Origin of the sequence: Bradyrhizobium sp. CCBAU 51627 (assembly GCF_028128765.1) — a bacterium.
In the GTDB taxonomy this organism is placed as follows: Bacteria; Pseudomonadota; Alphaproteobacteria; order Rhizobiales; family Xanthobacteraceae; genus Bradyrhizobium.
The window spans coordinates 36,712-60,533 of record NZ_LBJG01000093.1 but is presented as its reverse complement, the minus strand read 5'-3'; the positions used below and the strand labels follow the sequence as shown (position 1 = coordinate 60,533).

Genomic DNA, 23,822 nt, shown 5'->3' with positions numbered 1-23,822 from the left:
GACAGGAGGCCGCGGGTTAGTCGAACCAGGCAGCGTAGATCTTCTTGTAGCTGCCGTCCTCCATCGAGATGTGCAGCCACTGGTCGACGAAGGCCTTCAGCGCGATGTCGCGCTGGAGCCAATAGGCTTTCTCTGAGAAGTCGAACGGCTTGTCCGGATGGACCGCGCAGAGCACGCCGGCATGCTGCTTCTGCTGATAGCGGGTCTCGGAGGCGTCCGTCATCATCAGATCGGCGTTGCCCTTGGCGATCTGGTCGAAAATCGTGGTATTGTCGGGAAACACCGTGATGTCGGCATCCTTGACGTTGGTGCGCGCAAACCGCTCATTGGTGCCGCCGGGATTGACGATCACGCGGGTGCCTTTCTTGTCGATGTCGGCGAGCGTCTGGTACTTGGCCGTGTCGGTGCAGCGTGCGATCGGCGTCTTGCCCTCGCGCATGATCGGGATCGAGAAGAAACCCTTCTTCTGGCGGTCGAGCGTCACAGAGACGCCGCCCATCGCGATGTCGAACTGGTCGGCCTCGAAATCCTTCATCAGCTTCGGCCAGGCGGTCGGAACGAATTCGACCTTGACGCCGAGCGCCTTGCCCAGCGCCTCCGCCATGTCGACATCGAAGCCGGAGAACTGCTGCGTGGTCTTGTCCAGATAGGTGAAGGGCTTGTAGTCGCCGGTCATGCCGACGCGCAATGTGCCGCGCTTGATGATCTCGTCGAGGCGCGAAGGGGCCGGCTGTTGTGCATAAGCCGACAGGTTTGCCAGCACCATCACGGCCAAAGCCGCCAATTGAACGGATATTCGAACGGTCATCTCTTTTCCACCCATGCCCAAGCTGTCATTGTGCAACCCGTGAGACGCCGATTTAGACCAGATACCGGTTTCTGGCGAGGCGGAATTGAAAGGAATATTGGCGTGACGTTTTCGATGTACGATGCCTCGGTGGGCCTGTTCGTGCCGTACCTGCGCAACCTGTCGGTCCTTCTCGACAAGGGCGTTGCGTATGCCGAGACGCGCAAGTTCAATCCGACGGTTCTGCTTGGTATGCGGCTGGCGCCGAACATGTACGATCTGGCGCAGCAGGTCGGCGAGGCCTGTCGCCACGCCACCGTGGCACCGGCCTTGCTGGCGCAATGCGATCCGGTCGCGCTGCCGCCGCCGGAGCACGACATGGCCGGGCTTCAGGCGCGGATCGCCACCTCAGTCGAGTTCATTGAAAGCCTGCCGCGCGCCGAGATCGATGCGGCTGCGGAGCTGAAGGTCTTCTTCAGGCTGAAGAACGGGACCGAGCTGCCCTTCACCGGGCGGACGCTGCTGCTCACCAACAGCATCCCGCAATTCTTCTTTCACGTCACGACGGCCTACGACCTGTTGCGGCACGCAGGCGTCGAGCTCGTGAAGAAGGATTTTCTGGGACGAAAGTAACTACGCTTCGCCCTTGCGCTCGTAATCGGCGAGCGAGCTGCGGCCGGCGATCTCGCTGCGCAGCAGCTCGAAGCGCCGATGTGCTTCATTCTCGTGTTCGTCAACGAAGCGTACCGCTGCCTCGCTCGTCATCGGGCCGCTGACCACGGGGGCAGACTGCTCGCCGATGGTTTCATGCACGTAGTACTGGCCGTCCTCGCCGAGATGGACAGTCCATTTCAGGCGGATCGCCACCATCGGCCCGGGGCCGACCTTGCTGTAGCCGTCGGCGTCAGTGTGTTCAGGCACCAGCGGCTGCACTTCGACCACCGGATGCTCATCGGAGACTTGATGCTCGTGGGAGACTTGATGCTCGTCTACGACCGCATGGTCATCGCCTGCCGCCGTTTCCGTCTCGGTGTCGCGGACGACAAGAACGGGCTCGGGGTGCTCCAGAATGCTGGCGATGGTCGCCAGCGCGTGGTCGGTCGGGTCGATCTCTGACAAGGTCCATCCTCCAGCTCGACGCGGCCGGCAAAGTCTGTCCCACTGCCGCCGCGGCCGGATACATTACGCGAGCTTGATTAAGGCTGAGTTGGGGCCCGATCTGCACCAAAATGGGACGCATTCTGGCCTTCCGAAGGCGGCTCGTGAGCCGTCTTCGGATTTGCCTCAGCCCAGAACATCCTGATTGATGACGTTCTGCCTGATCGGATCGCCGTCCAGCACGCTCAGAATATTGCGCGCGGTCTGCTCGCTCATGCGGCTCACGGCTTCGACCGTGACGCCGGCGACATGCGGGGCCATGGTGACGTTGGGCAGCGCGAACAGAGCGTTGCTGACCGGGGGCGGCTCGACCTCGAACACGTCGATGCCGGCGCCAGCGAGCTTCCCGGAGACCAGCGCCTCGTACAGCGCGGCTTCCTTCACGATGCCGCCGCGCGCGGTGTTGATGAGGTAGGATTTCGGTTTCATCCGGCCGATCCTGTCAGCGTCGAACAGGCCGACGGTCTCCGGCGTCTTCGGACAGTGGATGGTGACGAAATCGGCGTTGGGCAGCGCGGCGTCGAGATCAGGAACCGGCACGCAGCCAGCAGCCTTGATCTCGGCGGCAGGCTTGTAGGGATCATAGACCTGGACGTTCATTTCCATCGCGAGGCAGCGCTTGGCGGTGCGCGTGCCGATGCGGCCGAAGCCGATGATCAGCACGGTCTTGCCGTAGAGATCGAAGGGAAGCATGCCGAGGCGCTCGGCCCATTTGCCGTCCTTGACGCAGGAATGCATCTCGTTGGCGCGCTTGGCCAGCGTCAGCATCATGAACAGCGCCTGCTCGGCCACCGAGGGCGAGTTGGCGCTGCCCGCGACCATCAGCGGCACCTTGCGGCGGGAGAGGGCGGGCACATCGACGGCGTCGTAGCCGACGCCGATCCGGGTCACCACCTTCATGTCCCTGGCAGCTTCGAGCTCGGTCTCGCCGAAGGCGGTGGCGCCAAGCGCGACGCCATGGACCGGCGCATGGCTCTTCAGCAGAGCTTCAAAGTCCTTGGCGGAGATCAGGTTCGCAAACTCGACGAGTTCGATATCGTCCCGCTGGGTGAGGAGGGCGCGTGCCCCTTGCGACAAGGTCTGTGTAACGAAAATCTTCTTCTTGTTGGTCGCCATCGCTCCCCGCTTGCTACGTTTCTTGGGCCGGCGTCACAGCACGACGCCGGTCTGCTCGTTTAGCAGGTGCATGTTGTTGAGGTCCATCGCCAAACGCATGGGTGCCCCGTCCTTGGCGCCGGCATTCGGATTGACGCGGCCGCAGACCGGCGTTCCGTCGAGTCCGAAATAGACCAGCGTCTCCATTCCCATCGGCTCGGTGACGTCGAGCACGGTGTCGAAGGTCTCGACGCCAGGATCCAGATGCGCGTGCGACTCGGTGAGATGCTCGGGGCGGATGCCGAGCAGCAGTCCGTCAGTGCGCGGCAGCGCGTTGTAGCGGGCGGCGCGCGCCGGCGGCAGCGCAAAGGCGATGCGGTCGGTCAGGCGTATCTGGAGCGTGCCGGCGGCATCCTCGAGCCGGCACGGAATGAAGTTCATCGCGGGCGAGCCGATGAAGCCTGCGACGAAGCGGGTCGCCGGCTTGTGGTAGAGCTCGTTCGGCGTGCCGATCTGCTCGATGCGGCCCTTGTTCATCACCACGACGCGATCGGCCAGCGTCATCGCCTCGACCTGGTCATGCGTGACGTAGACGGTCGTGGTGCGCACCTTCTGGTGCACCTTCTTGATCTCGATCCGCATCTGCACGCGCAGCTTGGCATCGAGATTGGACAGCGGCTCGTCGAACAGGAAGACCTTTGGATTGCGCACGATGGCGCGTCCCATCGCGACACGCTGGCGCTGGCCGCCGGAGAGCTGCTTTGGCTTGCGGTCGATCAGATCGGTGATGTCGAGCAGGCGTGCAGCTTCCGTCACGCGTGCCTTGATCTCGGCCTTCGGGTAGTGCTTCAGCCGCAGCCCGAACGACATGTTCTCGGCGACCGTCATATGCGGATAGAGCGCATAGTTCTGGAACACCATCGCGATGTCGCGGTCCTTGGGCGGCACGTCGTTGACGACGTCGCCGCCGATCATGATGTCGCCGTCGCTGATGTCCTCGAGCCCTGCGATCATGCGCAGCGTGGTCGACTTGCCGCAGCCGGAAGGGCCGACCAGGACGATGAACTCATGGTCGGCGATATCAAGATCGATGCCGCGCACCGCTTCGACATCGTCATAACGCTTGATCACCTTGCGCAGGGAAACGTCCGCCATTGAACTTGAACCTCTCGATTTCAACCCTTGGTCGCGCCGGCGGTGAGGCCGGCAATGTAGTAGTCCATCAGGAAGGCATAGATGATCAGCGGGGGCGCCGCGCCGAGCAGCGCGCCGGTCATGATCTGCCCCCAGTTGAAGACGTCGCCCTTGATCAGCGTCGTGGTGATGCCGACCGGCAGCACGAGCTGGTCTATCGACGTCGTGAACACCAGGGGATAGAGGAACTGGGCCCATGAGACGGTGAAGGCGAAGATCGTCGCCGCGATCAGCCCGGGCAGCGCGACCGGGATGAAGATCCGCAGCAGGGTCTGGAGCCAGGACGCACCATCGATGATCGCAGCCTCGTCGAGCTCCTTCGGAATCGAGGCGAAATAGCCGATCATGATCCAGGTGCAGAACGGCACCGTCAGCGTCGGATAGATGAACACCAGCACATACCAGCGGTTCAGCAGCGTGATGCCGGTGAGGTCCTGGACGACCCCGAGCATCTTGAACAGGGGAATGAACAGAAGGCTGTCCGGGATCAAGTAGGTGAGGAACACACCGGTGGCGAGCGTCGCGGAGCCCCAGAACTTCATCCGCGCCAGCGCGAACGCTGCCGGGATACTGATCATCATCGTGACGATCACCACCACGATGGAGATGATCGACGAATTCCAGAAGAAGCGCAGGAACTGGTTCGAGGTCAGGAGCTCGATATAGTTGGAGAGGGTGGGATGAAACACCCACCACGGATTGGTCGCCGCCGAAATCTCCGCGCTGCTCTTGAGCGAGGTGATCAGCATGTAGACCGGCGGCGTCAGGAAGAAGATCGCAAACAGAACCAGGAAGAAATAGGACCAGCGCAGCGCCCAGGCGCGGTCCCGGCTCATGCTGCCGAGCTTGCGGGTAGGCCCGGCCTTGTCGATTGCCATCGTGCTCATCAGGCTTCGTTCCCGCGTTTTGAGACGTCGCGGAGGATGAAGACCGCTGCGACGGCGAGGATCGGCACCATGAACAGCGAGACGCAGGCGCCGAGCGGGATGTCGCTGCTCTGGATGCCGACCTGGAATGCCCAGGTCGCGAACAGATGGGTCGTATCCAGCGGGCCGCCCGATGTCAGGATGCGCACGATGTCGAAATTGGCGAAGGTCACGATCAGTGAGAACAGCGTCGTGATGGCGATGATGTTCCGCATCATCGGCAACGTGACGTACCAGATCTTCTGCCACCAATTGGCGCCGTCGATCGCCGCGGCCTCATAGAGCTGGTCGGGCACGGATTTCAGCGCGGCGAGATACATGATCAGGAAGAACGGCGCGCCGTACCAGACGTTGACGAGAATGACGGAGAAGCGCGCCCAGAAAGTTTCGCCGAGCCAGGGGATCGGGCCAACACCGAAGAAAGAGAGGGTGTAGTTGAAGGCGCTGTAGGAGGGGTCAAACAGCCAGAGCCAGGCCAATGTGCTCATCGCCGGCGGAATCACCCAGGGCACCAGCAGCATGCCGCGCCATTTGCGCTGCTTCTTGCCGGGAATGTTGTGGACGAAATGCGCGACGATGAAGCCGATCAGCGCCTTGAACACCACGGCGGTGATGGCAAAGATGCAGGACTGCTTCACCACCATCCAGAACGTCTCGCGTTTGAACAGGAAGGTGAAATTGCCGAGACCGACGAATTTCGTCATCGCCTTGTTCAGCGTCGCCAGATAGAGCGAATAGAAGGCGGGATAGAGCACGAGCAGCAGGATGAGGAGGATCAGCGGTAGCGTCAGGAAGAACGCAACGGTCGATTTGCGCCCGAGCGTGTTGCGCAGGCTCGATCCTTTCCGCGCGCCCGCCGCACGGGCGACGCGACCTTGCTCAACGACGACATCGGCCATATCAGCTTCCCTGGATCAGCTTCCTTGTAAACGGTCGAACGGCGAAGCCGGTCATGAGGATCGGCTTCGCTGTCATACGGATGCGAATGTGGCGGCTTGGGCGGCCTGCGCGTCGCGCAAGCCGCCCTCGCTCGCCGTCTAACTGCGCATGAAGCCTTCGCACTCGCCCTCGGCCCAGGCGAGCGCCTGCTCCAAGGTTTCGCCACGGGCAAATCGCAACCCCATCTTGGTCAGCGTCGCCTGGAAGTAGATCTGCTGGGCGATCTTCGGCGGCGCGGGTGACGCGGCAATCGACAGCGTCTGCTGATGGTAGGGATCCGGATAGTGGAACAGCGTGCCCTTGGGAGGGCCTTCCTCGGCCCACGTCTTCAGCTTCGTCAGGTTCGCATAGGCCGGCAGGTCATAGCCGCCGCTCACCGAGACGAACTTCTCGATCGCTGACGGCGAGGACAAATGAACCAGCAGGCTCTTGGCCGCTTCCTTGTTCTTGCCGAAGCTCCAGACCCCCCAGAAGTAGGGCAGGAAGGGCGCAAAACGTCCTTTCGGGCCGGCCGGGAAGCCGTGAGTCCAGCACTGCTCGGCCACCTGGGGTGCATCGCGCTTGGCGACGGCCCAGGCGCTCGGCGGATTCATGATCAGCGCGCCGCGCCCGGAGATCAGCCATTTGTTGTTCGAAGCGTCGTCCCAGGACGGCGCGTCGGGGGGCAGGAACGCGATCAGCTTCTTGTAGTACTCCATGGCCTGGCGGACCTGGTCGGTCTTCACCGTGATGTCGCCTTTGGCGTTGACGAGCTCGGCCCCGAACGACTGGAAGATCGCGCCGGCGGTATCGACGCTGTCGGTGGTCTCGCCGAGGCCGATGCCGAACGGGAAGCCGCCCTTCTGGCAGGCTTCCGCAGCTTTGAGGAACGTATCCATGGTCCAGTTGTCAGCCTTGGGCGGACTGCCGGCCGGATACATTTCCTGCACGTCGATATTGGCGTATTTCTTCATGAGGTCGATGCGCGAGCAGGGACCCTTGATCTGGCTGCCCGGCGTCGCAGGCACCGCGAGCCATTTGCCGCCCGACTGCGCGAGATATTTGACGGTGCCGTTCACCTCGCCATTCTGCTTGATGAGCGGCTCCATGACGTCGTTGAGCGGCTCGAGATTCTCCGAATAGGCGTGCGGCCACCAGCTCGGCATCTGAAGAATGTCATGACCGGACTTGGCCTGTGCTTCGGCCGCGGCGGTCAATTCGATCTTCTTGTTGTTGCTGGTGATGTAGTCGATGGAAACCTCGACCTTCTCCTTCGCCGCCCATTCGTTGACGAGATCGGTGGAGGCCTGGTTGGCGCCGGGCACCCAATGGTCCCAGAAGCCGATCGAGAGTTTGCCGGCGGCGTAGGCGCCCCGGACATAGGGCGCCGTGATCAGCGCCGCAGAGGACATTGCAGTGGCAGCCACAAATTGACGTCGCGTCAGTCTCTTGCGTGACATCTCGTTTCCTCGCCTTGATGTGTCTTATTGTTCTGTCGTTTCCTCTGACTCTTCCGAGTCTCTCTTCTCATGGTTTTTGGAGTTTCTTATTGGCGCCATCCGCAAGTCACGGAGAGACGCGGCAAATTGGTAGCGCGATCAGATCATGATTGATTGCGTCTGTCGAGAAAGCCGGACGCTCCGCGCTCTAGTACTAACGTTGTGTTCGGGAAGGCCGCGGCATGCGTCGACCGTCTGCCAGGGCGGTTCATTTTGCGACGCACACATCGAGGTGAAGCGGCGCTGGAGGATTCGTGCGCAATTACGCCGCAGTCCCGAATGAGCCTCCATAATCGCCTTGCGCCCAACTCCTTTCAAGCCATGGTCTTTGAAGCGGGGACAGCGATGGTCCGCGCCTGGACCTTGGCGTGGCGAAAACAGTAGAGTTGCAGCCGGCAGGACGCCTGCCGTTTCGTGAGAAGTAGGCATCGAGATGGAGACCCAGATGATCAACCCGGCGCCGCCTGCGCGGCTTGGCCTGCGGCGATGGCTCGCGCTCGGTTCCGTGCTGACCTTGCTGGTCGGCGCGGCCGCCGTTGCGAACGCACAAGGCTTGGTCAGGGGCGTCCAGGACGGGGCCGCGGCCGGCAACAAGGCGGCGGGTCCTGTCGGTGGCGTCCTCGGGGGCGCCATTGGGGGCGTGGTCGGCGTCTTCACCGGTGTGCTCGGCGTCAACAATAACAGCGGCAATCAGGCTCCGGCTGCCAAGGATGCGAGCAAGGACGCATCCAAACAGTCCGGCGCCAAGGACAAGGATGCCAAGAACGTCAAGGAAAACGTCAAGGCGGGCAAGGGGACCAAGGCGACCAAGGAAGCCAAGAACGCCCCCCAGGACAACAAGGATGGCACGGACGTCGCGGTCCTGACCCAGAACGGCGCGCCACAGCTCACCGCCGAGCAGATCGTCGCCAATAGCGATTCCTATATCGAGCGGATCAAGACCGAGCTGAACCTCACGCCCGAGCAGGAGAAGCACTGGTTCGGCTTCTCCAGCGCCATGCACTATCTCGGGCATAATGGCGCGGAGCGGCTGAACCTGCGCATTGCGCGGGCCAAGCGCGATCCGCCTGATGACATCATCGAGCAGATGCGCAACGAGGCGCAGTTCCTGATCGACCGCGCCGCAGACCAGCGCAACGTCGCCGATGCCGCCGAACCGTTGTATTCGAGCCTCGACGACAAGCAGAAGGAGGTGTTCATCCAGGAGATGGTTCGCCTCAGCCATGAGCGCGGCATGGATTGATCAAGTTGGATCGGATAGGCGCGCTGAAATTAACGGCGCCTGCCACGAATTCGTGAATGCTTTCTGCAATCGGGTATGCTTAGCTTCGCAAGGTGGCTGCGAGGTTGAAATGGCGGACGGACTCTCCGTTTTCCTGGTCGAAGACGAGGCGTTGATCCGGATGATGATCGCCGACATGGTGGAGGAGCTGGGCCACCATGTCGTCGCGGAAGCGGACAATGTGCGCGATGCGAGTGCCTTCGCGATGACCGCGCAATACGATTTCGCGATCCTCGACATCAATCTGATGGGTGTTTACGTGGATCCCGTCGCCGATTTGATCGAGCGCCGCGGCAAGCCATTCCTGTTCGCGACCGGCTACGGGCCGGAATTGCTGCCGTCCTTGCTCAGGCGCCGGCCGATCCTGCGCAAGCCGATCGCGCTCGACCAACTCAAGACCATGATCGACTCGTTGTTTCCCGATGCGGCCGCCAAGGTGCCGCACTGACATCGTCAACGAATATGGCCGCCCGAAAAGGGGGCGGCCATTTGGGACGAAAGATCAGTCCGTCTCTTACATCAGGCCGGCGCTGAGATCGACGCCCTGCGCCATCAGGCTGACGGAGGCGAGAAGTCCCATGCTGCAGAAGATGACAATGGCCTTGAAAGAATAGTCGCCCGACTTGGTCTGGACGTCAGCCGGCATGTCGGCGACCGAAATCACGCTCATGTTCATTCCCCCCTTGTGTTGATCCTGAATTGCATCAGGTGAGGGGAACTCTTAGTGCAAAAAGTTTGACACAGGATTGCCAGGGATCCTTAACGGAAACGCAATCGATGGCCGACTGGCCCCGCCGGGCGCGAGAGTCCGCAAGTCTTAGTTGCGGCCGGCTCGCAGCACCGTCGCGATGGTGTGTGCGGTCATGGCGGCGCGGTCCGAGGCGCGCTGGGCAGCCAACCGATCCCGGGCTTTTTCCTCGATCAACAGTTCGATCAGCGCCATGCGCTTGTCGTCATCGTCCGCCTCGGTCAATAGCCGGTGATAGCGGTGATAATCGAAACCCACATCCTGTTTACGCATGTCACGCCCCCGGACTTACGCCACACACGCGCGAATTGTTTCCTATTGGAAGCGGACAGGCAAGCACGATTCTGAGTGGAGCTGCGCATTGGCGCGATCCGCTGTGAATGAGCGGACGTTTTAGGTCTGGAGCGCTTCAACCCGCAGTATGATCAGCGAACATCTTCAGGCCGACAAAGCTCGCGTCCGGCTTGGTGACGAGACGCGTCGGAATGTTACGCAGATAATCCTGAAAGCGTCCCTTGGCCTCGAACCGCGCGCGGAACGCGGACGCGGCGAGGAATTTCGGAAAGCGCGGCACGATCCCGCCGGCGATGTAGACGCCGCCCCTGGCACCGAAGGTCACCGCGAGATTGCCGGCGACGGAGCCGAGGATGGCACAAAACATCTCCAGCGTCGCGCGGCTGAGCTCGCAGGTCCCATCCAGCGCCGCCTTGGTGATGCCGGCGGCATCGCGTTGCGGCACCTGGGCTTCATCGACCTCGGCGAGCGCTTCGTAGAGCGATTGCAGCCCGGAGCCGGAGAGGGCGCCGCGCTCGATGGAGACATGGCCGAAGCGCCGGCGCATCGAGGCGATGACGCGCTCCTCGCGTTCGTTCTCGGCCGGAAGGGTGGCGTGACCGGCCTCCGTGACGACCGCAAGCCGGGAGCCATGACGCTCGACCAGACAGGAGACGCCAAAGCCGGTTCCGGGCCCGACCACAAGCAGCGGCTCTCCGGGCATGCCGTCCTGGCCGCCGAGCGGGATCAGATCGGCCGGCTGCAAGGCGGGCAGGGACCAGGCCACCACCTCGAAATCGTTGAGCACGTGAACGCTGTCGAAGCCGAGCGCCGGCTCGAGCTCGTTACCGTCGATCACCCATGGGCTGTTGGTCATGACGCAGCGGTTGTTGGTGACGGGACCAGCCACAGCCAGAACGGCCCGTACCGGCTTCTCGCTGTCGGCCCGCCGCAGCACATCGGAGATCGCCTCCCGGACCGTCGGATGGTCGGCGACCTTCACATAGTCGATGCGCCCGATCTGCTCGCCATTGCTCAGGGCGAACCGCGCATTGGTGCCGCCGATATCGGCGAGAAGAATATTTCCTGTCTTGCCGATACTCATGATCAATTGGCCACCGGGGCCACGCGGGCCGCGGGAACCTTTTTCCTCCACTCCTTCATCCCGCTCCGCATGACGCGGGCACGGGAGAATCCGTCCTTGGGCGCGGCTAGTCAACACGGACCAGCCCAAAGCGTTGCATCCAGAGGCATTGGCCAGCCAGGATGCCGGCAGTTGCGAAGCGCCGCGGGAAGATCGACACTGGCGAAAACGGCTGGCGTCCGTTGCGCCGGGCGGATGAGATGGGTCCTACGATGAAAATATCCGACCGCGACGTGCTGCTGGTGATCGACGTGCAGAACGATTTTTGCACGGGCGGGGCGCTTGCCGTTCCCGGCGGCGAGAAGGTCGTCCCGGCGGTCAACCGGATCGCCCAAAAATTCGCCAATGTGGTGCTGACGCAGGACTGGCATCCGGCCGACCACGTCTCGTTCGCGGCGAACCACGCGGGCAAGCAGCCGTTCCAGACCATCGCGCTCGACTACGGCACCCAGGTGCTCTGGCCGACGCATTGCGTCCAGGGCACGGCTGGTGCCGAATTCCACGGCAATCTCGACGTCAGGCGGGCGAGCTTGGTGGTGCGTAAAGGCTTTCGGCGCCGCATCGATTCTTACTCGGCACTGTTCGAGAACGACAAGAGGACGCCGACCGGCCTGCTTGGCTATTTGCGCGAACGCGAGCTGAAGACCGTCTTCGTCGCCGGTCTCGCGCTCGATTTTTGCGTCCGCTTTTCCGCGGAGGACGCGCGCAAGGCGGGCTTCGACGTTGCCGTCATCGAGGACGCCTGCCGTGGCATCGACCTCGAGGGCTCCGTCGCGGCGACTCATCGCAGCTTCAGGGAGCTCGGCATTTCTGTCGTGAGTCTGGAGGCATTCCTGTGAGGACGATGCGGTAATGGCGCAAGAGAGGGCCGGAAAGCCGCCGGGTGAAACGGGGAATGTCCCCGAGGCTCCCTTGCTGTGGCCGTTTACAGCGGCACGGCTTGCGATGGAGGCCTGCTTCTGGTGGCTGGAACGCGGCCCGGTGGAGCAGGGCGAGAGCGAACTCCCCTGGACCACGCCCGCCACAGTTGCGCTTGAGCTGGCTACCATGCGTCTGCGCGACTGCTCGCGGACGCGATCCGGCCAGCCGACGCTCGTCTGCGCGCCCTATGCGCTGCATCGGGCCCTGATCGCCGATTTCGCCCCTGGCCACAGCGTGGTGCAGTCCCTGCAACGGGGCGGCAACGATCGGGTCTATCTGACCGACTGGCGCTCGGCCTCACCCGAGATGCGCCATTTTTCGATCGACAGCTATCTCGGCGATCTCAACGTCGCCGTCGACGAGATCGGCGCGCCGGTCGATCTGGTCGGCCTGTGCCAGGGCGGCTGGCTGTCACTGCTCTATGCGGCGCGTTTTCCGGCCAAGGTGCGGCGGCTGGTTCTGGTCGGGGCGCCCGTCGATCTCTCGGTCGAGTCCCGGCTGTCGCAACTCGCCCGCAGCGCGCCCGAGATGGTCTACGACCAGCTCGTCGCGCGCGGCGGCGGCAATGTCAGCGGCGACGAGATGCTGCATGTCTGGTCGAAAGCACCAGGCCCTGACGACATCGCCCTGGCACTGCAGAGAGACCTGTCGGACGAGGAGGGCGCGGCCCTGCTCGCGCGCTTCGATCGCTGGAACGCCGAGACGCTCAATTTGCCGGGCACCTATTATCTCCAGATCGTCAACTGGATCTTCCGGGAGAACCGCATCGCCTCTGGCCAATTCACGGCGCTCGGCCGCGCCATCGATCTGAAAGACGTCAAGGCGCCGATCTTTCTGCTGGCCGGGCTCGACGACGATGTCGTGCCGGCCACGCAAGCGCTCGCGACCGCCAGTCTCGTCGGCACAGCGCCGGCTCTCATTGCCGCGGCATCCGAGCCGAGCAACCATCTCGGCCTGTTCATGGGCGCGAGGACCCATGCGCACGCATGGCCCCGGATCGCCGAATGGCTGCGCGATGACCTGTCCAATGTCCTGGCGCGGAGCGCCTGATGCTCACGCAGGGACCGGCGAAGCTGCAAATCCGTTATGCATGATCGTGGATGGCCTGCACGGGGCCGGGTCGATGGGCTAAATAGAGTCCAGAGCCGGCGGCGGCCGCTCCGATAAGATTTCCGATAAGATTTAAGGGTCCTCTGCTCGATGAGCTTCCACTCGGTCTACGCCCACGGATTTGCGCGCGTCGCGGCCTGCGTCACCACGTCTCATGTGGCGGATCCCACGTCCAATGCGAAGGCCATCCTGGCGGCGGCCGCCGCCTGCCATGACCAGGCGGTGGCGGTTGCCGTGTTTCCCGAGTTGTGCCTGTCCGGCTACGCGATTGAGGATCTGGTCAAGCAGGACCCGCTGCTCGACGCGGTCGAGCGCGGTCTTGCCGCGATTGCCGACGCCTCCGCAGCGCTCATGACCGTCCTGATCGTCGGTGCGCCGCTGCGCTTCGGCCATCGCATCTATAATTGCGCCGTCGTCATTCATCGCGGCAACGTGCTCGGCGTCGTGCCCAAGAGCTATCTGCCGACCTATCGCGAATTCTACGAAGGACGCCATTTCGCCTCCGGCGCAGGCATCGCGGGTGAGGCCATCCGCATCGGCAAGCTCGAGGCGCCATTCGGGACCGACCTGCTGTTTGCGGCCGAGGACGTCCCAGGCCTCACCATTGGCGTCGAGATCTGCGAGGACATGTGGATCCCGGTGACGCCGGCCTCGGAGCTCGCGCTGGCCGGCGCCACCGTGCTGATCAATCTTTCGGGCAGCCCGATCACGATCGGCCGGGCGCGCTCGCGCGCGTTGCTGTGCCAGTCGACTTCGGCGCGATGCCTCGCGGCCTATGTCTATTCGGCCGCGGGGGCAGGCGAATCCACCACCGATCTCGCCTGGGATGGCCAGACCTCGATCTACGAGAACGGCGTGCTGCTGGCCGAGGGCGAGCGGTTCCGTCAGGGCGGTCAGGTCACCTATGCCGACGTCGATCTCGACCTGCTCCGGCAGGAGCGCGCCTTGATGGGCACGTTCGACGACAACCGCCGGCAACGCGAAGGCAGCTTCCGCAAGATCAGCTTCGCGCTGAAGCCGCCCTCCGCCGACATCGGCTTCCTGCGCAAGGTCGAGCGCTTTCCGTTCGTGCCGAGCGATGAAAGCCTGCTGGAGCAGGATTGCTACGAAGCCTACAACATCCAGGTTGCGGGCCTGGTGCAGCGTATGCGTGCGACCGGCACCAAGCGCGTCGTGATCGGCGTCTCCGGCGGCCTCGATTCCACCCACGCGCTGATCGTCGCCGCCAAGGCCGTCGATTTGCTCGGCCTGCCGCGCGAGAACATCCTCGCCTACACCATGCCGGGCTTTGCCACCGGCAGCGAGAGCAAGACCAACGCGCTGGCGCTGATGAAGGCGCTCAAGACGACCGGGCAGGAGCTCGACATCCGCACCACCGCGACGCAGATGCTGAAGGACATCGGCCATCCCTTCGGCACGGGCGAGAAGGTCTACGACGTCACCTTCGAAAACGTTCAGGCGGGCCTGCGCACCGACTATCTGTTTCGGCTGGCCAATCATCATGGCGGCATCGTCATCGGCACCGGCGACCTCTCGGAGCTCGCGCTCGGCTGGTGCACTTATGGTGTCGGCGACCAGATGGCGCACTACAATGTCAACGCGGGTGTGCCGAAGACGCTGATCCAGCATCTGATCCGCTGGGTGATCGCCTCAAAGCAGTTCAGCGGCGATGTCAACGGAACGCTGGCCTCGATTCTGTCGGCCGAGATTTCGCCGGAGCTGGTCCCGGCCAAGCCGGGCGAGAAGCCGCAGAGCACCGAAGCTTCGGTCGGGCCCTACGAGCTGCAGGATTTCAACCTGTTCTACACGCTGCGCTTCGGCCTGCGGCCGTCCAAGATCGCTTTCATGGCGCTGCATGCCTGGAAGGACGTCGCCACGGGCGAATGGCCTCCGGCGTTTCCGGCCGACAAACGCAAGGCGTACGATCTTGCGGAGATCCGCCGCTGGTTGGAGGTGTTCCTGCGTCGCTTCTTCGCGTTCAGCCAGTTCAAGCGCTCGGCGATGCCGAACGGACCGAAAGTCTCCGCCGGAGGCTCGCTCTCGCCGCGCGGCGACTGGCGCGCGCCGTCGGATTCGATCGCGGCGGCCTGGCTCGAGGATCTCGAGCGAAACGTGCCAGGCTGATCGATGCGGGCGATCGCGATTATCGGGAGATGATCTGATGTCCGGCGGCGGGTCGGAAGCGGGCGAAGAGACCGGGGTCGTCAACGGCCTCTACGTCTTCGACATCGAAATGCGTGATGGCAAGCGCGGGCAGGCGCGGGGCGTGGTCGTGCTCTGCGACGGGCGCATCATGGGCGGCGACAGCTATTTCTACTACACCGGCAGCTACACGTTCCGAAACGGCAAGTGGCGCGGCGACATGATCGTCAATCAGCATACCGAAGCCGTCGGCAAGACGCTCGCCTTTGGCGGCAGAGAGGTCACCTGCGGTTTCTCAGGTGACTATTCGGCAGGCGGTGCCGAGATCGACGGCATGGCGCTGGTCGGCAAGACCAGTGTGACCTTCACGGCGCGGCTGACGCTGAAGGACGCGATGTAAGCGCGCCTGATCCTCTCATGGGTGAGGAGCGACGTTCCCGCTCAGGAACATTCGCTGCGACAGAGCGTTCGCGCTGTTGTTGCGAATTGTCGAGGAGAGGGACCATGCGTAAGCATTTGATGTTATCGACCGCGGCCATTGGCCTGATGCTCGCGTCCGGGCTCGCCTATGCCCAGGCGCCCGAGCGGAAGGACGAGCCGAGACGGACCGAGGAACCGGCAAGAGGCGCTGCGCCGCAGCGTGGTGGTGCAGCCCATGAAAGTGTCCAGCAGCGTGGCCAAGAACGTGTTCAAGAGCATGCGCAGGGCGCTCAGGAGAAATTGCAGGGCGCCGGCCGCGAGGAAAAGGGTAGCGCTGCCAAGCACGAGGCGAATGACGAGAAGCGCCAGCCGGCCAATGCCGCCGAGCGCAACGCGCCGAATGCGAGGGAACACGCACAGGAATCCCGCGAGCCGTCGAAAGATCGCAACCGGGAGGCCGAGAGCGCGAAAACGGGCCGCGACGCCGACAAGAACCGCGCCGAGACGAAGCAGGAGAAGCACGAAAAGTCTGCGCCGCAGAAATCAACGGCCGAGTCCGAGAAATCCAAGAGCGGTCCCGCTGGCCAGCACAACGAGCGCACCGGGGCGGCGACCAACCAGAACGAGCGCAACCAGAGTCAGCCTGCGCGCAACGCGGCGGAGCAGCAGCCCGCGCAGCAGGGCAACCGGCCTGCCACGGCAACCGACACCAGCCGGACGCCTCCGACCAACAACGCCGCGCAGAGCGCACCGCCCGCCACTGGCACGCAAACCAATCAAGCCAATCAGGCCACCCAGACCAACACGCAGGTCAATCAGCAGGCCCGCGTGACCTCGCAGAAGCAGGTGCAACTCTCGGAAACGCTGAGCCGCGAGCACCTGGCGGAGCCGGAGCGCAACCTGAACATCTCGATCCGGGTCGGCGAGACGATTCCCCCGCGCGTGCATCTCTATCGGCTGCCGCCCGAGATCGTCTCGATCGAGCCTGAATACCGCGACTACGAGTATTTCGCGACGGACGATGACGTCGTCATCGTGGAGCCGCGGACGCATCGCATCGTCAGCGAGGTGCCGCGCGATCCGTCGCGAGCCCGCGCGCAACTGAGCGGCAGCGCCTCGTCGAGCATGGCCGCCGCCGGCGGCAGCAATGTGAATTGCCGGATCATGCGGCGCGACGCCTCCGGCAACGTGGCCGAAGCCGAACCGTCAACGGTGGGCTCGAGCGCACGCACGGATTCGCTGAGCGTGACGGTTCAGATGCCCGGCGGCGGCGCATCCGCTCCGATCCCGCTCGGTGCAGCCGCCGGCGATATCGTGGTCGCGACGCAAGGGCAGGACGACTGCACCGTGACGCTCGAGCCGCAAACGCGCTAGTCGCCCAAACGAGGTGTTGAAACGACTTCGCGCCGCGCGGCTCATGGAGCCGGTGGCGCGAAATTGCGTTCAATCTGAAAAGTTCCGAGGTCCGGAGTGCCTAGGAGTCCGGACCTCGTCACCTTGCCCCAGCCTTCAATCCCCCGCCCCATGTGGTCCCCCACCCCCATGTTGCGCGATCAGAGGGTGATGCCCGTGGAAGTGGCCGCCGATCGATGTCGGGCGATGTACGCGAAGGATGGTTAGGATTCCATTCCGGATCACTACGGACGGAATCGTGCTTGATCGGCGGGCGGATGCGTGCGTCTGCGCTCGCTCCGCTCGTCACAGTCCGAGATCGATCCGCGCGCGACATGATGTCCACATCTCCTGCGGCTCGTGGAGCCGACATTTCACCGGCCTGTCATTGAACTGGTCTAGCGCTGCTCCCGTCATCGCTGACGATCACGGAGCAAGTCATGTCGAAGCCGGTGTTGGGCGCCGCATTGTCCATCAAATCAATCCCAGCCCACCGCGACTGGCTTCTCGATCGGCAGCGCGATCTCGAAATCCAGGATTTTTTCCGCGCTGATCTGCTCGATGGCGACTGGCGAAGTGCTGCAACCGACATCAAGCAGATGCTCTCGGGCCATACCGGGCGGCTTGGCATTCATGGCCCGTTCTGGGGCTTCAAGATCGACAGCCATGATTCGATGATACGCCAGGCTGTGACCAAGCGCCTGCTTCAGGGGCTCGAGGCCGCCGAATTTCTCGGCGCGACGCAGATGGTGGTGCATTCGCCGTTCACGACCTGGGACCACAACAATCTCGATCTCTATCCCGACAACCGCGCCAACCTCGTGGAGCGCGTCAAGACCACGCTGGCCGAGGTGATCGCGCGCGCGGAAACCGTCGGCTGCGAGATCGTCATCGAGAACATCGAGGACAAGGATCCGCGCGACCGCGTGCGTCTCGCCAAGGCACTCGAAAGCAGCAAGGTCCGCGTCTCGCTCGATACCGGCCACGCCAACTACGCCCACGTCTCCACGGGCGCGCCGCCGGTCGATTATTATGTCGAGACCGCCGGCGACATGCTGACGCACGTGCATTTGCAGGACACCGATGGCTTCGCCGACCGGCACTGGGCGCCCGGCGAAGGCAACATTCCCTGGGTCGCCGTGTTCCGTGCACTTGGCCGACTGACGTCCAACCCGCGGCTGATCCTCGAGCTGCGCAATCACGACGACGTCCGCAAGGGCGCAGCGCATCTCGCCGCGCTCGGTCTCGCGGAATAGCCAGATCACAGAGGGCAGGGGTCCACCGCCATGAGCAAGCTCACCCGTCGCGCCATCCTCAAGTCCGGCGGCGCTGCCGCGGGCACGCTGTTGCTGCCGCGCTTTGCCATCGGGCAAGGCGACAGCCGTCCCTCGGTGACGATTGCCGTGCAGAAAGTCACCAACGCCAACGTGCTCGACGTGTTGCGCGAGCAGTCCAATGTCGGCGAGCGCGTGTTCTTCTCGTCGATCTGGGAGGGCCTGATCTCCAAGAACTGGCGTGGCAACCTCGAGGCCGTGCCGGGCCTTGCCACCGAATGGCGCCGCATCGACGACCAGACCGTCGAGGTCAAGCTGCGCAAGGGCGTGAAATTCCACAATGGCGACGAGCTGACGGCCGAAGACGTCGTCTTCACCTTCAGCCGTGAGCGCATGTTCGGTGAGACCGAGGCCAAGAGCCGCTCGACCATCCAGGCGTTCGAGAAGATCCCAACGCCGCGCCCGGGCAAGGAATTGCCGCCTGATGTGCCCGCGGTCGCGCGCCGCATCTGGCCGGACCTCGTGCGTGTCGATGCCGTCGACAAGTACACGGTGCGATTCTACAACGCGACGCCCGACGTAACCATCGAGGGTCGCCTGTCGCGCTATGGCTCCGACATCATGAACCGCCGCGCCTGGGATGAATCCGCAAGCTATCTCGATTGGGCGCGCAGGCCTGTCACCACCGGTCCCTACAAGGTCGTCGAGCTCAAGCCCGACGTGTCGCTGACGCTGGAAGCTCACGACGAATATTGGGGCGGCCGCCCGCCGCTCAAGCGCATCCGCTTCCTCGAAGTGCCTGAAGTCGCCAGCCGCATCAACGGGCTGCTCTCGGGCGAATATCAGTTCGCCTGTGACATTCCGCCGGACCAGATCGCCGGCATCGAGAAGAACACAGCGTTCGAAGTGCAGGGCGGCACCATCCTCAATCACCGCCTGACCGTGTTCGACAAGAACCACGCCGCGCTGGCCAATCCCCTGGTGCGGCGCGCCTTCACCCACGCGATCGACCGCCAGGCCATCGTCGACAGCCTGTGGGCCGGCCGCACCCGGGTGCCGAAGGGGCTGCAGTGGGAATTCTATGGCGACATGTTCAACGCCGATTGGGACGTGCCGGCTTACGACCCCAAGCTCGCGCAGGATCTGCTCAAGCAAGCCAACTACAAGGGCGACCCGATCCCGTATCGCCTGCTCAACAACTACTACACCAATCAGGTCGCGACCGCGCAGGTTCTGGTCGAGATGTGGAAGTCGGTCGGCCTCAACGTTGAGATCGAGACCAAGGAAAACTGGTCCCAGATCATGGAACGTGCGCCGAGCCGTGCCATGCGCGACTGGTCGAACTCGGCCGCCTTCAATGATCCCGTGTCCTCGCTGGTCGCCCAGCATGGCCCGAACGGCCAGCAGCAGCAGATCGGCGAATGGACCAATGCCGAGCTGAACAAGCTCTCCGAATTCCTGGAGACCTCGACCGATCGCCCCGCCCGCAAGAAGGCGTTCCGCCGCATGCTGGAGATCGCCGAGCGCGAGGATCCCGCCTATACGGTGCTGCACCAGAACGCGACCTTCACGGCCAAGCCGAAATCGATCAAGTGGAAGGCCTCGCCGGCGTTCGCGATGGATTTCCGCGCCGGCAATTTCGAGGTGTAAGGCGTGGTGCCGCTGGTCAGCATCCAGGGCCTCAGCGTCGCCTTCAATGGCGTTGCGGTTCTGCGCGGCGTCGATCTCGCTCTTGGCAAAGGCGAGGCCCTCGGCCTCGTCGGCGAGTCCGGCTCGGGCAAATCGGTGACATGGCTCGCCGCGCTCGGCCTGTTGCCGCGGCATGCGAAGGTCACGGGCTCCGTCCGGCTCCATGGGCGCGAACTTCTTGGCGCGCCAGCTCACGAACTCGACCAGATCAGGGGCGGGCGGATCGCCATGATCTTCCAGGACCCGGCGAGCGCGCTCAATCCGGTGCTGACTATCCGCAAGCAGCTCTCCGAGGCGCTGGCGCTGCATCGCGATCTCCAAGGTGAGGCCGTAAAGGCCGAGGCGATGCGGCTGCTGAACCTCGTCGGCACTCCCGATGCGGCGCGGCGGCTGTCCGCCTATCCGCACGAGTTCTCCGGCGGGCAGGTCCAGCGCATCATGATCGCGATGGCGCTCGCCGGAAATCCTGACGTGCTGATCGCGGACGAGCCGACCACGGCACTCGATGCCACCATCCAGGCCCAAATTCTGGAGCTGCTTTCCTCCGTTCGCCGCGAGATGGGCATGGCCATGGTGCTGATCAGCCACGATCTCGGCGTGGTCGCCGAGAATTGCGATCGTGTCGCCGTGATGTACGCCGGCCGTATCGTGGAACAGGCCCCCAGCAACCAGCTCTTTGCCGACCCCGTGCATCCCTATGCGCAAGGCCTGATCGGCGCCCTGCCGCCGCTCGACGGACCACGCCGCCGTCTCACCGCCATCCCCGGGACTGTGCCGGATCCCGCGCGCATGTCCGATGGATGCGCCTACGCGCCGCGTTGCGCGCTGGCCGCGGAGCCGTGCGGACTTGCCGCTCCAACGCTTGCGCCGATTGCGAGCGATCGCACCGTCGCCTGCATTCGGGCTGAGGCCTCGCGCCGCGCGCTGCTCGGGACCGCCGCCGAATGAGCGCCCCGCTCGTCGAGGTGTCTTCGATCTCGCGCAGCTACTCCATGCGCTCCGGAATGTTCGGCCGAGCTGCGGCCGTCCATGCGGTCGATGGCGTGTCGCTCGGCATCCGCAAGGGCGAAACGCTCGGTCTCGTCGGCGAGTCCGGCTCGGGCAAGTCCACGACGGGACGTATCGTGCTCGGCCTCGAGCCGCCCGATCTCGGTGATGTCAGGTTCGATGGCCAGCCGATGGCAGCCGTGGGGACAAAGGCGTGGCGCGCTCAGCGCGCCCGCATGCAGATGATTTTTCAGGACCCTCTGGGTGCATTGGACCGGCGCTTGCCGGTGGCGACCCAGATCCGCGAGCCGCTCGACATTCACGGTCTCGGCACGCCGGCCGAGCGCGAAGACCGCGTCGGCGAATTGCTCCGCGCCGTCGAGCTGACGCCGGCGCATGGCGCCCGCTATCCGGGCGCGCTCTCGGGCGGACAGCGTCAGCGCATCGTGCTGGCGCGGGCGCTGGCGACGAAACCGGACTTCCTCGTCTGTGATGAACCCGTCAGCGCGCTCGACGTCTCGATCCAGGCGCAGGTCGTGAACTTGCTCGCCGATCTCCAGGCGCAGCTTGGGCTCACGCTACTGTTCATCAGCCACGATCTGCGCGTTGTCAGGCAGATCAGCAACGTCGTTGCGGTCATGTATCTCGGCCGTATCGTCGAGATCGGCAGCGCCGACGATCTCTTTGCGCACCCCGAACATCCGTACACTCGGGCGCTTGTCTCGGCTTCGCCCGCGCCCGGCCGACGCAGTGCCGGCCGCATCGTGCTGACTGGCGATCCTCCGAACCCGGCGGCGCGGCCACAAGGCTGTGCCTTCCATCCGCGCTGCCCGCGCGCCATCGCGCGCTGTGCAAGCGAGGTGCCGACGTTGTCCAGCGTAGGCGGTGACCGGCAGGTCGCCTGCCATCTCGTGACGGGCGCCGAGACGCGGGATGCGGCCTGATGGGACGCTATTTCGCCATGCGCATCGGACGCGCCGCGCTGACGATCGTCCTCGTCGTCACCTTCGCCTTCGTCGTGCTGCGGCTATCGGGCGATCCCGCGCTGATGATCTTGGGACCCGAGGCGCCACCGGAAGTGCTTGCCGCCTTCCGCAAGGCCTGGGGCCTCGATGATCCCATCTGGTTCCAGTATCTCGATTACTTCAGCGCCATCGCCAAGGGCGAGCTTGGCCGCTCCATGCGCGATGGGCGGCCCGCGATGGATCTCGTGCTGGAGCGCGTTCCCGCAACACTGGCGCTGACGCTGCCGGCCTTCGTGTTCAAGGTCGCGCTCGGCATCCCCGCCGGCATCTACGCCGCGCTGCATCGGGGCTCGGCCATCGACCGTGCCGTGATGATGACGGCGGTTGCCGGCTTCACCGTGCCGAGTTTCGTGCTTGCGCTGCTGCTCGTCCTCATCTTCGCCGTGCAGCTCGGCTGGCTGCCGTCGGGCGGACAGGACAGCTGGCGTCACGCCATCCTGCCCATCGCGACGCTCAGCCTCGGCGGCGCCGCCGTGCTGGCCCGCTTCACCCGCAGCGCCATGCTGGAGGTGCTGGGCCAGCCCTATATCCGCACAGCATCCTCCAAGGGCGTGCCGTGGCGCAAGGTGGTGACGTCGCATGCCCTGCCGAACGCCGCGATCCCGACCGTGACCATCCTCGGCTTCATGGTGGGTACGCTGATCGCCGGCGCGGTCGTGGTCGAGAGCGTGTTTGCGTGGCCCGGAGTAGGGCGGCTGCTGGTGGTTGCCGTCGCCAACCGCGACCTTGCCGTCGTGCAATGCATCCTGCTGCTGGTCGCGCTGGCCATGGTGACGTCCAACCTGATCGTCGACGTCCTTTACGGCTTCCTCGATCCGCGGCTGCGCGCCAAGGGAGCGCATGCATGACCGACGCGACGCTAAAGGACGGCGCAGTACGCCGCCGCATCGGCCTGCCGGCCATTCCAGGGGCGGTCGCGCTCGCGATCGGCTGGATCGTCGCCATGCTCGTCATCGCGGCACTCGCGCAGAAGATCGCGCCCTATGGCTACACCCAGCTCGACCTGCGCAACCGGCTCGCGGCGCCCGGCAATGTCGCACATTGGCTCGGCACCGACGAGCTCGGCCGCGACGTGCTGTCGCGGCTGCTGGTCTCGATCCGCATCTCGCTGCTGATCGCGTTCGGGGCGACCGCGATCTCGGCCGTGGTCGGCACCACGCTCGGCTTCCTTGCCGCGCATTTCCGCGGGGCCGTCGAGCAGCTCGTGCTGATGCTGACCGACTTCCAGGCCAGCATGCCCTTCCTGATCATGGCACTCGCCGTGCTGGCCTTCTTCGGTAATTCGCTGCCGCTCTTGATCGGCCTGATGGGCCTGTTCGGCTGGGAGCGCTACGCCCGCATCGCCCGCGGGCTCGCCATCGCCGCCAATGCGCAGGGCTATGCGGCCGCGGTCCGCCAACTCGGCGCCACGCCGGCGCGGATTTACATCGGGCACATCCTGCCCAACATCGCCTCGACCCTGATCGTCTCGACCACGCTGGTCTTCCCCGAGGTGATCCTGATGGAATCGGGCCTGTCCTTCCTCGGCCTCGGCGTGCAGCCGCCGATGACCAGCCTCGGCAACATGGTCAGCTATGGTCGCGAGTACCTGACCCGGGCGCCCTGGATCATGCTGGCGCCGGCGACCACCATCGTCGTGACCACGCTGGCGGTCTCGGTGATCGGCGACTGGCTGCGGGATCGATTGGATCCGACCTTGCAGTAGGGCGCCTGTAGCCCGGATGGAGTGCAGCGAAATCCAGGGCAGGTGCATCGGGGCGAGGCCGGTCCCGGATTGCGCTGCGCTCCATCCGGGCTACGAAAAGCCCGCGCCGGGAGCAGGGGAGCCCTGTCCGGCC

The 23,822-nt window shown here is 64.3% G+C and carries 24 protein-coding genes; 14 read left to right on the top strand and 10 right to left on the bottom strand.

Going from position 1 to position 23,822, the window contains the following annotated elements; genetic code table 11:
- Positions 1 to 16 precede the first annotated feature (16 nt).
- Entirely contained in the window at positions 17 to 808 is a 792-nt protein-coding gene (locus XH88_RS37795) for a transporter substrate-binding domain-containing protein (RefSeq protein WP_271673236.1), read from the bottom strand.
- A gap of 114 nt (positions 809 to 922) precedes the next feature.
- Here XH88_RS37795 and XH88_RS37790 point away from each other — a divergent pair, with 114 nt between their 5' ends.
- Complete coding sequence (locus XH88_RS37790; protein WP_271673462.1) at positions 923 to 1,420, top strand: DUF1993 domain-containing protein; 498 nt, start codon at positions 923 to 925, stop codon at positions 1,418 to 1,420.
- Here XH88_RS37790 and XH88_RS37785 read toward each other — a convergent pair whose 3' ends face one another.
- From XH88_RS37785 to XH88_RS37760, 6 genes are all read right to left on the bottom strand, one after another.
- The gene (locus XH88_RS37785) at positions 1,421 to 1,906 is read right to left on the bottom strand and encodes a hypothetical protein (RefSeq protein ID WP_271673235.1); all 486 of its coding nucleotides are present in this window, start codon (positions 1,904 to 1,906) and stop codon (positions 1,421 to 1,423) included.
- Positions 1,907 to 2,071: 165 nt separating this feature from the next.
- Entirely contained in the window at positions 2,072 to 3,061 is a 990-nt protein-coding gene (locus tag XH88_RS37780) for a hydroxyacid dehydrogenase (protein WP_271673234.1), read from the bottom strand.
- A 33-nt stretch (positions 3,062 to 3,094) separates the two neighbouring features.
- Positions 3,095 to 4,195 carry an ABC transporter ATP-binding protein gene (locus tag XH88_RS37775; protein ID WP_271673233.1) on the bottom strand — a complete coding sequence of 367 codons (1,101 nt, stop codon included), beginning with the start codon at positions 4,193 to 4,195 and terminating at the stop codon, positions 3,095 to 3,097.
- A gap of 20 nt (positions 4,196 to 4,215) precedes the next feature.
- A complete protein-coding gene (locus XH88_RS37770; protein ID WP_271673232.1) occupies positions 4,216 to 5,121 on the bottom strand; it encodes a carbohydrate ABC transporter permease in 906 nt (301 codons plus the stop codon).
- Entirely contained in the window at positions 5,121 to 6,059 is a 939-nt protein-coding gene (locus tag XH88_RS37765; RefSeq protein ID WP_271673231.1) for a carbohydrate ABC transporter permease, read from the bottom strand. Before XH88_RS37765 ends, XH88_RS37770 begins: the two co-directional genes overlap by 1 nt.
- 138 nt (positions 6,060 to 6,197) lie before the next feature.
- Positions 6,198 to 7,538, bottom strand: coding sequence for an ABC transporter substrate-binding protein (locus XH88_RS37760; protein ID WP_092290364.1), 1,341 nt, complete (start codon positions 7,536 to 7,538; stop codon positions 6,198 to 6,200).
- A gap of 484 nt (positions 7,539 to 8,022) precedes the next feature.
- On the opposite strand from XH88_RS37760, the gene XH88_RS37755 reads away from it, so the two are divergent.
- A complete protein-coding gene (locus XH88_RS37755; RefSeq protein WP_271673230.1) occupies positions 8,023 to 8,820 on the top strand; it encodes a Spy/CpxP family protein refolding chaperone in 798 nt (265 codons plus the stop codon).
- Between the two features lie 109 nt (positions 8,821 to 8,929).
- Positions 8,930 to 9,307, top strand: a complete 378-nt coding sequence (locus XH88_RS37750) for a response regulator (RefSeq protein WP_271673229.1) — start codon at positions 8,930 to 8,932, stop codon at positions 9,305 to 9,307.
- Positions 9,308 to 9,373: 66 nt separating this feature from the next.
- Here XH88_RS37750 and XH88_RS37745 read toward each other — a convergent pair whose 3' ends face one another.
- The 3 genes from XH88_RS37745 to glk all read right to left on the bottom strand — a co-directional run bounded on the left by XH88_RS37745 (position 9,374) and on the right by glk (position 10,985).
- Entirely contained in the window at positions 9,374 to 9,529 is a 156-nt protein-coding gene (locus tag XH88_RS37745) for a hypothetical protein (RefSeq protein WP_271673228.1), read from the bottom strand.
- A gap of 147 nt (positions 9,530 to 9,676) precedes the next feature.
- Positions 9,677 to 9,880 (bottom strand): hypothetical protein, encoded by a 204-nt coding sequence (locus tag XH88_RS37740; RefSeq protein WP_128966278.1) that lies wholly within the window; start codon positions 9,878 to 9,880, stop codon positions 9,677 to 9,679.
- Positions 9,881 to 10,016: 136 nt separating this feature from the next.
- Complete coding sequence (gene glk / locus XH88_RS37735) at positions 10,017 to 10,985, bottom strand: glucokinase (RefSeq protein WP_271673227.1); 969 nt, start codon at positions 10,983 to 10,985, stop codon at positions 10,017 to 10,019.
- Positions 10,986 to 11,224: 239 nt separating this feature from the next.
- On the opposite strand from glk, the gene pncA reads away from it, so the two are divergent.
- The 11 genes from pncA (at position 11,225) to XH88_RS37680 (ending at position 23,689) form a co-directional block, all read left to right on the top strand.
- On the top strand, positions 11,225 to 11,863 hold the full coding sequence (pncA, locus tag XH88_RS37730) for a bifunctional nicotinamidase/pyrazinamidase (RefSeq protein WP_271673226.1): 639 nt from the start codon (positions 11,225 to 11,227) through the stop codon (positions 11,861 to 11,863).
- Positions 11,864 to 11,876: 13 nt separating this feature from the next.
- Positions 11,877 to 12,995: an alpha/beta fold hydrolase gene (locus XH88_RS37725; RefSeq protein ID WP_271673225.1), complete on the top strand. Its 1,119-nt coding sequence runs from the start codon at positions 11,877 to 11,879 to the stop codon at positions 12,993 to 12,995.
- A 150-nt stretch (positions 12,996 to 13,145) separates the two neighbouring features.
- On the top strand, positions 13,146 to 15,179 hold the full coding sequence (locus tag XH88_RS37720; RefSeq protein ID WP_271673224.1) for an NAD(+) synthase: 2,034 nt from the start codon (positions 13,146 to 13,148) through the stop codon (positions 15,177 to 15,179).
- Positions 15,180 to 15,216: 37 nt separating this feature from the next.
- Complete coding sequence (locus XH88_RS37715; RefSeq protein WP_271673223.1) at positions 15,217 to 15,597, top strand: GrlR family regulatory protein; 381 nt, start codon at positions 15,217 to 15,219, stop codon at positions 15,595 to 15,597.
- Between the two features lie 104 nt (positions 15,598 to 15,701).
- Positions 15,702 to 16,991, top strand: coding sequence for a DUF1236 domain-containing protein (locus XH88_RS37710; protein WP_271673222.1), 1,290 nt, complete (start codon positions 15,702 to 15,704; stop codon positions 16,989 to 16,991).
- Positions 16,992 to 17,449: 458 nt separating this feature from the next.
- A complete protein-coding gene (locus XH88_RS37705) occupies positions 17,450 to 18,265 on the top strand; it encodes a sugar phosphate isomerase/epimerase family protein (protein WP_271673221.1) in 816 nt (271 codons plus the stop codon).
- A 30-nt stretch (positions 18,266 to 18,295) separates the two neighbouring features.
- Positions 18,296 to 19,933 (top strand): ABC transporter substrate-binding protein, encoded by a 1,638-nt coding sequence (locus XH88_RS37700; protein WP_271673220.1) that lies wholly within the window; start codon positions 18,296 to 18,298, stop codon positions 19,931 to 19,933.
- Positions 19,934 to 19,936: 3 nt separating this feature from the next.
- Positions 19,937 to 20,920, top strand: coding sequence for an ABC transporter ATP-binding protein (locus XH88_RS37695; RefSeq protein WP_271673219.1), 984 nt, complete (start codon positions 19,937 to 19,939; stop codon positions 20,918 to 20,920).
- Positions 20,917 to 21,903 (top strand): ABC transporter ATP-binding protein, encoded by a 987-nt coding sequence (locus XH88_RS37690; RefSeq protein ID WP_271673218.1) that lies wholly within the window; start codon positions 20,917 to 20,919, stop codon positions 21,901 to 21,903. Before XH88_RS37695 ends, XH88_RS37690 begins: the two co-directional genes overlap by 4 nt.
- Positions 21,903 to 22,832 (top strand): ABC transporter permease, encoded by a 930-nt coding sequence (locus XH88_RS37685; protein ID WP_271673217.1) that lies wholly within the window; start codon positions 21,903 to 21,905, stop codon positions 22,830 to 22,832. Before XH88_RS37690 ends, XH88_RS37685 begins: the two co-directional genes overlap by 1 nt.
- Positions 22,829 to 23,689 carry an ABC transporter permease gene (locus tag XH88_RS37680; protein ID WP_271673216.1) on the top strand — a complete coding sequence of 287 codons (861 nt, stop codon included), beginning with the start codon at positions 22,829 to 22,831 and terminating at the stop codon, positions 23,687 to 23,689. Before XH88_RS37685 ends, XH88_RS37680 begins: the two co-directional genes overlap by 4 nt.
- The last annotated feature ends 133 nt before the right edge of the window (positions 23,690 to 23,822 follow it).

Excerpts from the sequence above, each read along its gene's own strand:
- XH88_RS37795 (WP_271673236.1), bottom strand. The coding sequence starts at position 808 with ATGACCGTTCGAATATCCGTTCAATTGGCGGCTTTGGCCGTGATGGTG.
- XH88_RS37790 (WP_271673462.1), top strand. The coding sequence starts at position 923 with ATGTACGATGCCTCGGTGGGCCTGTTCGTGCCGTACCTGCGCAACCTG.
- XH88_RS37780 (WP_271673234.1), bottom strand. The coding sequence starts at position 3,061 with ATGGCGACCAACAAGAAGAAGATTTTCGTTACACAGACCTTGTCGCAA.
- XH88_RS37775 (WP_271673233.1), bottom strand. The coding sequence starts at position 4,195 with ATGGCGGACGTTTCCCTGCGCAAGGTGATCAAGCGTTATGACGATGTC.
- XH88_RS37770 (WP_271673232.1), bottom strand. The coding sequence starts at position 5,121 with ATGAGCACGATGGCAATCGACAAGGCCGGGCCTACCCGCAAGCTCGGC.
- XH88_RS37765 (WP_271673231.1), bottom strand. The coding sequence starts at position 6,059 with ATGGCCGATGTCGTCGTTGAGCAAGGTCGCGTCGCCCGTGCGGCGGGC.
- XH88_RS37760 (WP_092290364.1), bottom strand. The coding sequence starts at position 7,538 with ATGTCACGCAAGAGACTGACGCGACGTCAATTTGTGGCTGCCACTGCA.
- XH88_RS37755 (WP_271673230.1), top strand. The coding sequence starts at position 8,023 with ATGATCAACCCGGCGCCGCCTGCGCGGCTTGGCCTGCGGCGATGGCTC.
- XH88_RS37750 (WP_271673229.1), top strand. The coding sequence starts at position 8,930 with ATGGCGGACGGACTCTCCGTTTTCCTGGTCGAAGACGAGGCGTTGATC.
- XH88_RS37745 (WP_271673228.1), bottom strand. The coding sequence starts at position 9,529 with ATGAGCGTGATTTCGGTCGCCGACATGCCGGCTGACGTCCAGACCAAG.
- XH88_RS37740 (WP_128966278.1), bottom strand. The coding sequence starts at position 9,880 with ATGCGTAAACAGGATGTGGGTTTCGATTATCACCGCTATCACCGGCTA.
- glk (WP_271673227.1), bottom strand. The coding sequence starts at position 10,985 with ATGAGTATCGGCAAGACAGGAAATATTCTTCTCGCCGATATCGGCGGC.
- pncA (WP_271673226.1), top strand. The coding sequence starts at position 11,225 with ATGGGTCCTACGATGAAAATATCCGACCGCGACGTGCTGCTGGTGATC.
- XH88_RS37725 (WP_271673225.1), top strand. The coding sequence starts at position 11,877 with ATGGCGCAAGAGAGGGCCGGAAAGCCGCCGGGTGAAACGGGGAATGTC.
- XH88_RS37720 (WP_271673224.1), top strand. The coding sequence starts at position 13,146 with ATGAGCTTCCACTCGGTCTACGCCCACGGATTTGCGCGCGTCGCGGCC.
- XH88_RS37715 (WP_271673223.1), top strand. The coding sequence starts at position 15,217 with ATGTCCGGCGGCGGGTCGGAAGCGGGCGAAGAGACCGGGGTCGTCAAC.
- XH88_RS37710 (WP_271673222.1), top strand. The coding sequence starts at position 15,702 with ATGCGTAAGCATTTGATGTTATCGACCGCGGCCATTGGCCTGATGCTC.
- XH88_RS37705 (WP_271673221.1), top strand. The coding sequence starts at position 17,450 with ATGTCGAAGCCGGTGTTGGGCGCCGCATTGTCCATCAAATCAATCCCA.
- XH88_RS37700 (WP_271673220.1), top strand. The coding sequence starts at position 18,296 with ATGAGCAAGCTCACCCGTCGCGCCATCCTCAAGTCCGGCGGCGCTGCC.
- XH88_RS37690 (WP_271673218.1), top strand. The coding sequence starts at position 20,917 with ATGAGCGCCCCGCTCGTCGAGGTGTCTTCGATCTCGCGCAGCTACTCC.
- XH88_RS37685 (WP_271673217.1), top strand. The coding sequence starts at position 21,903 with ATGGGACGCTATTTCGCCATGCGCATCGGACGCGCCGCGCTGACGATC.
- XH88_RS37680 (WP_271673216.1), top strand. The coding sequence starts at position 22,829 with ATGACCGACGCGACGCTAAAGGACGGCGCAGTACGCCGCCGCATCGGC.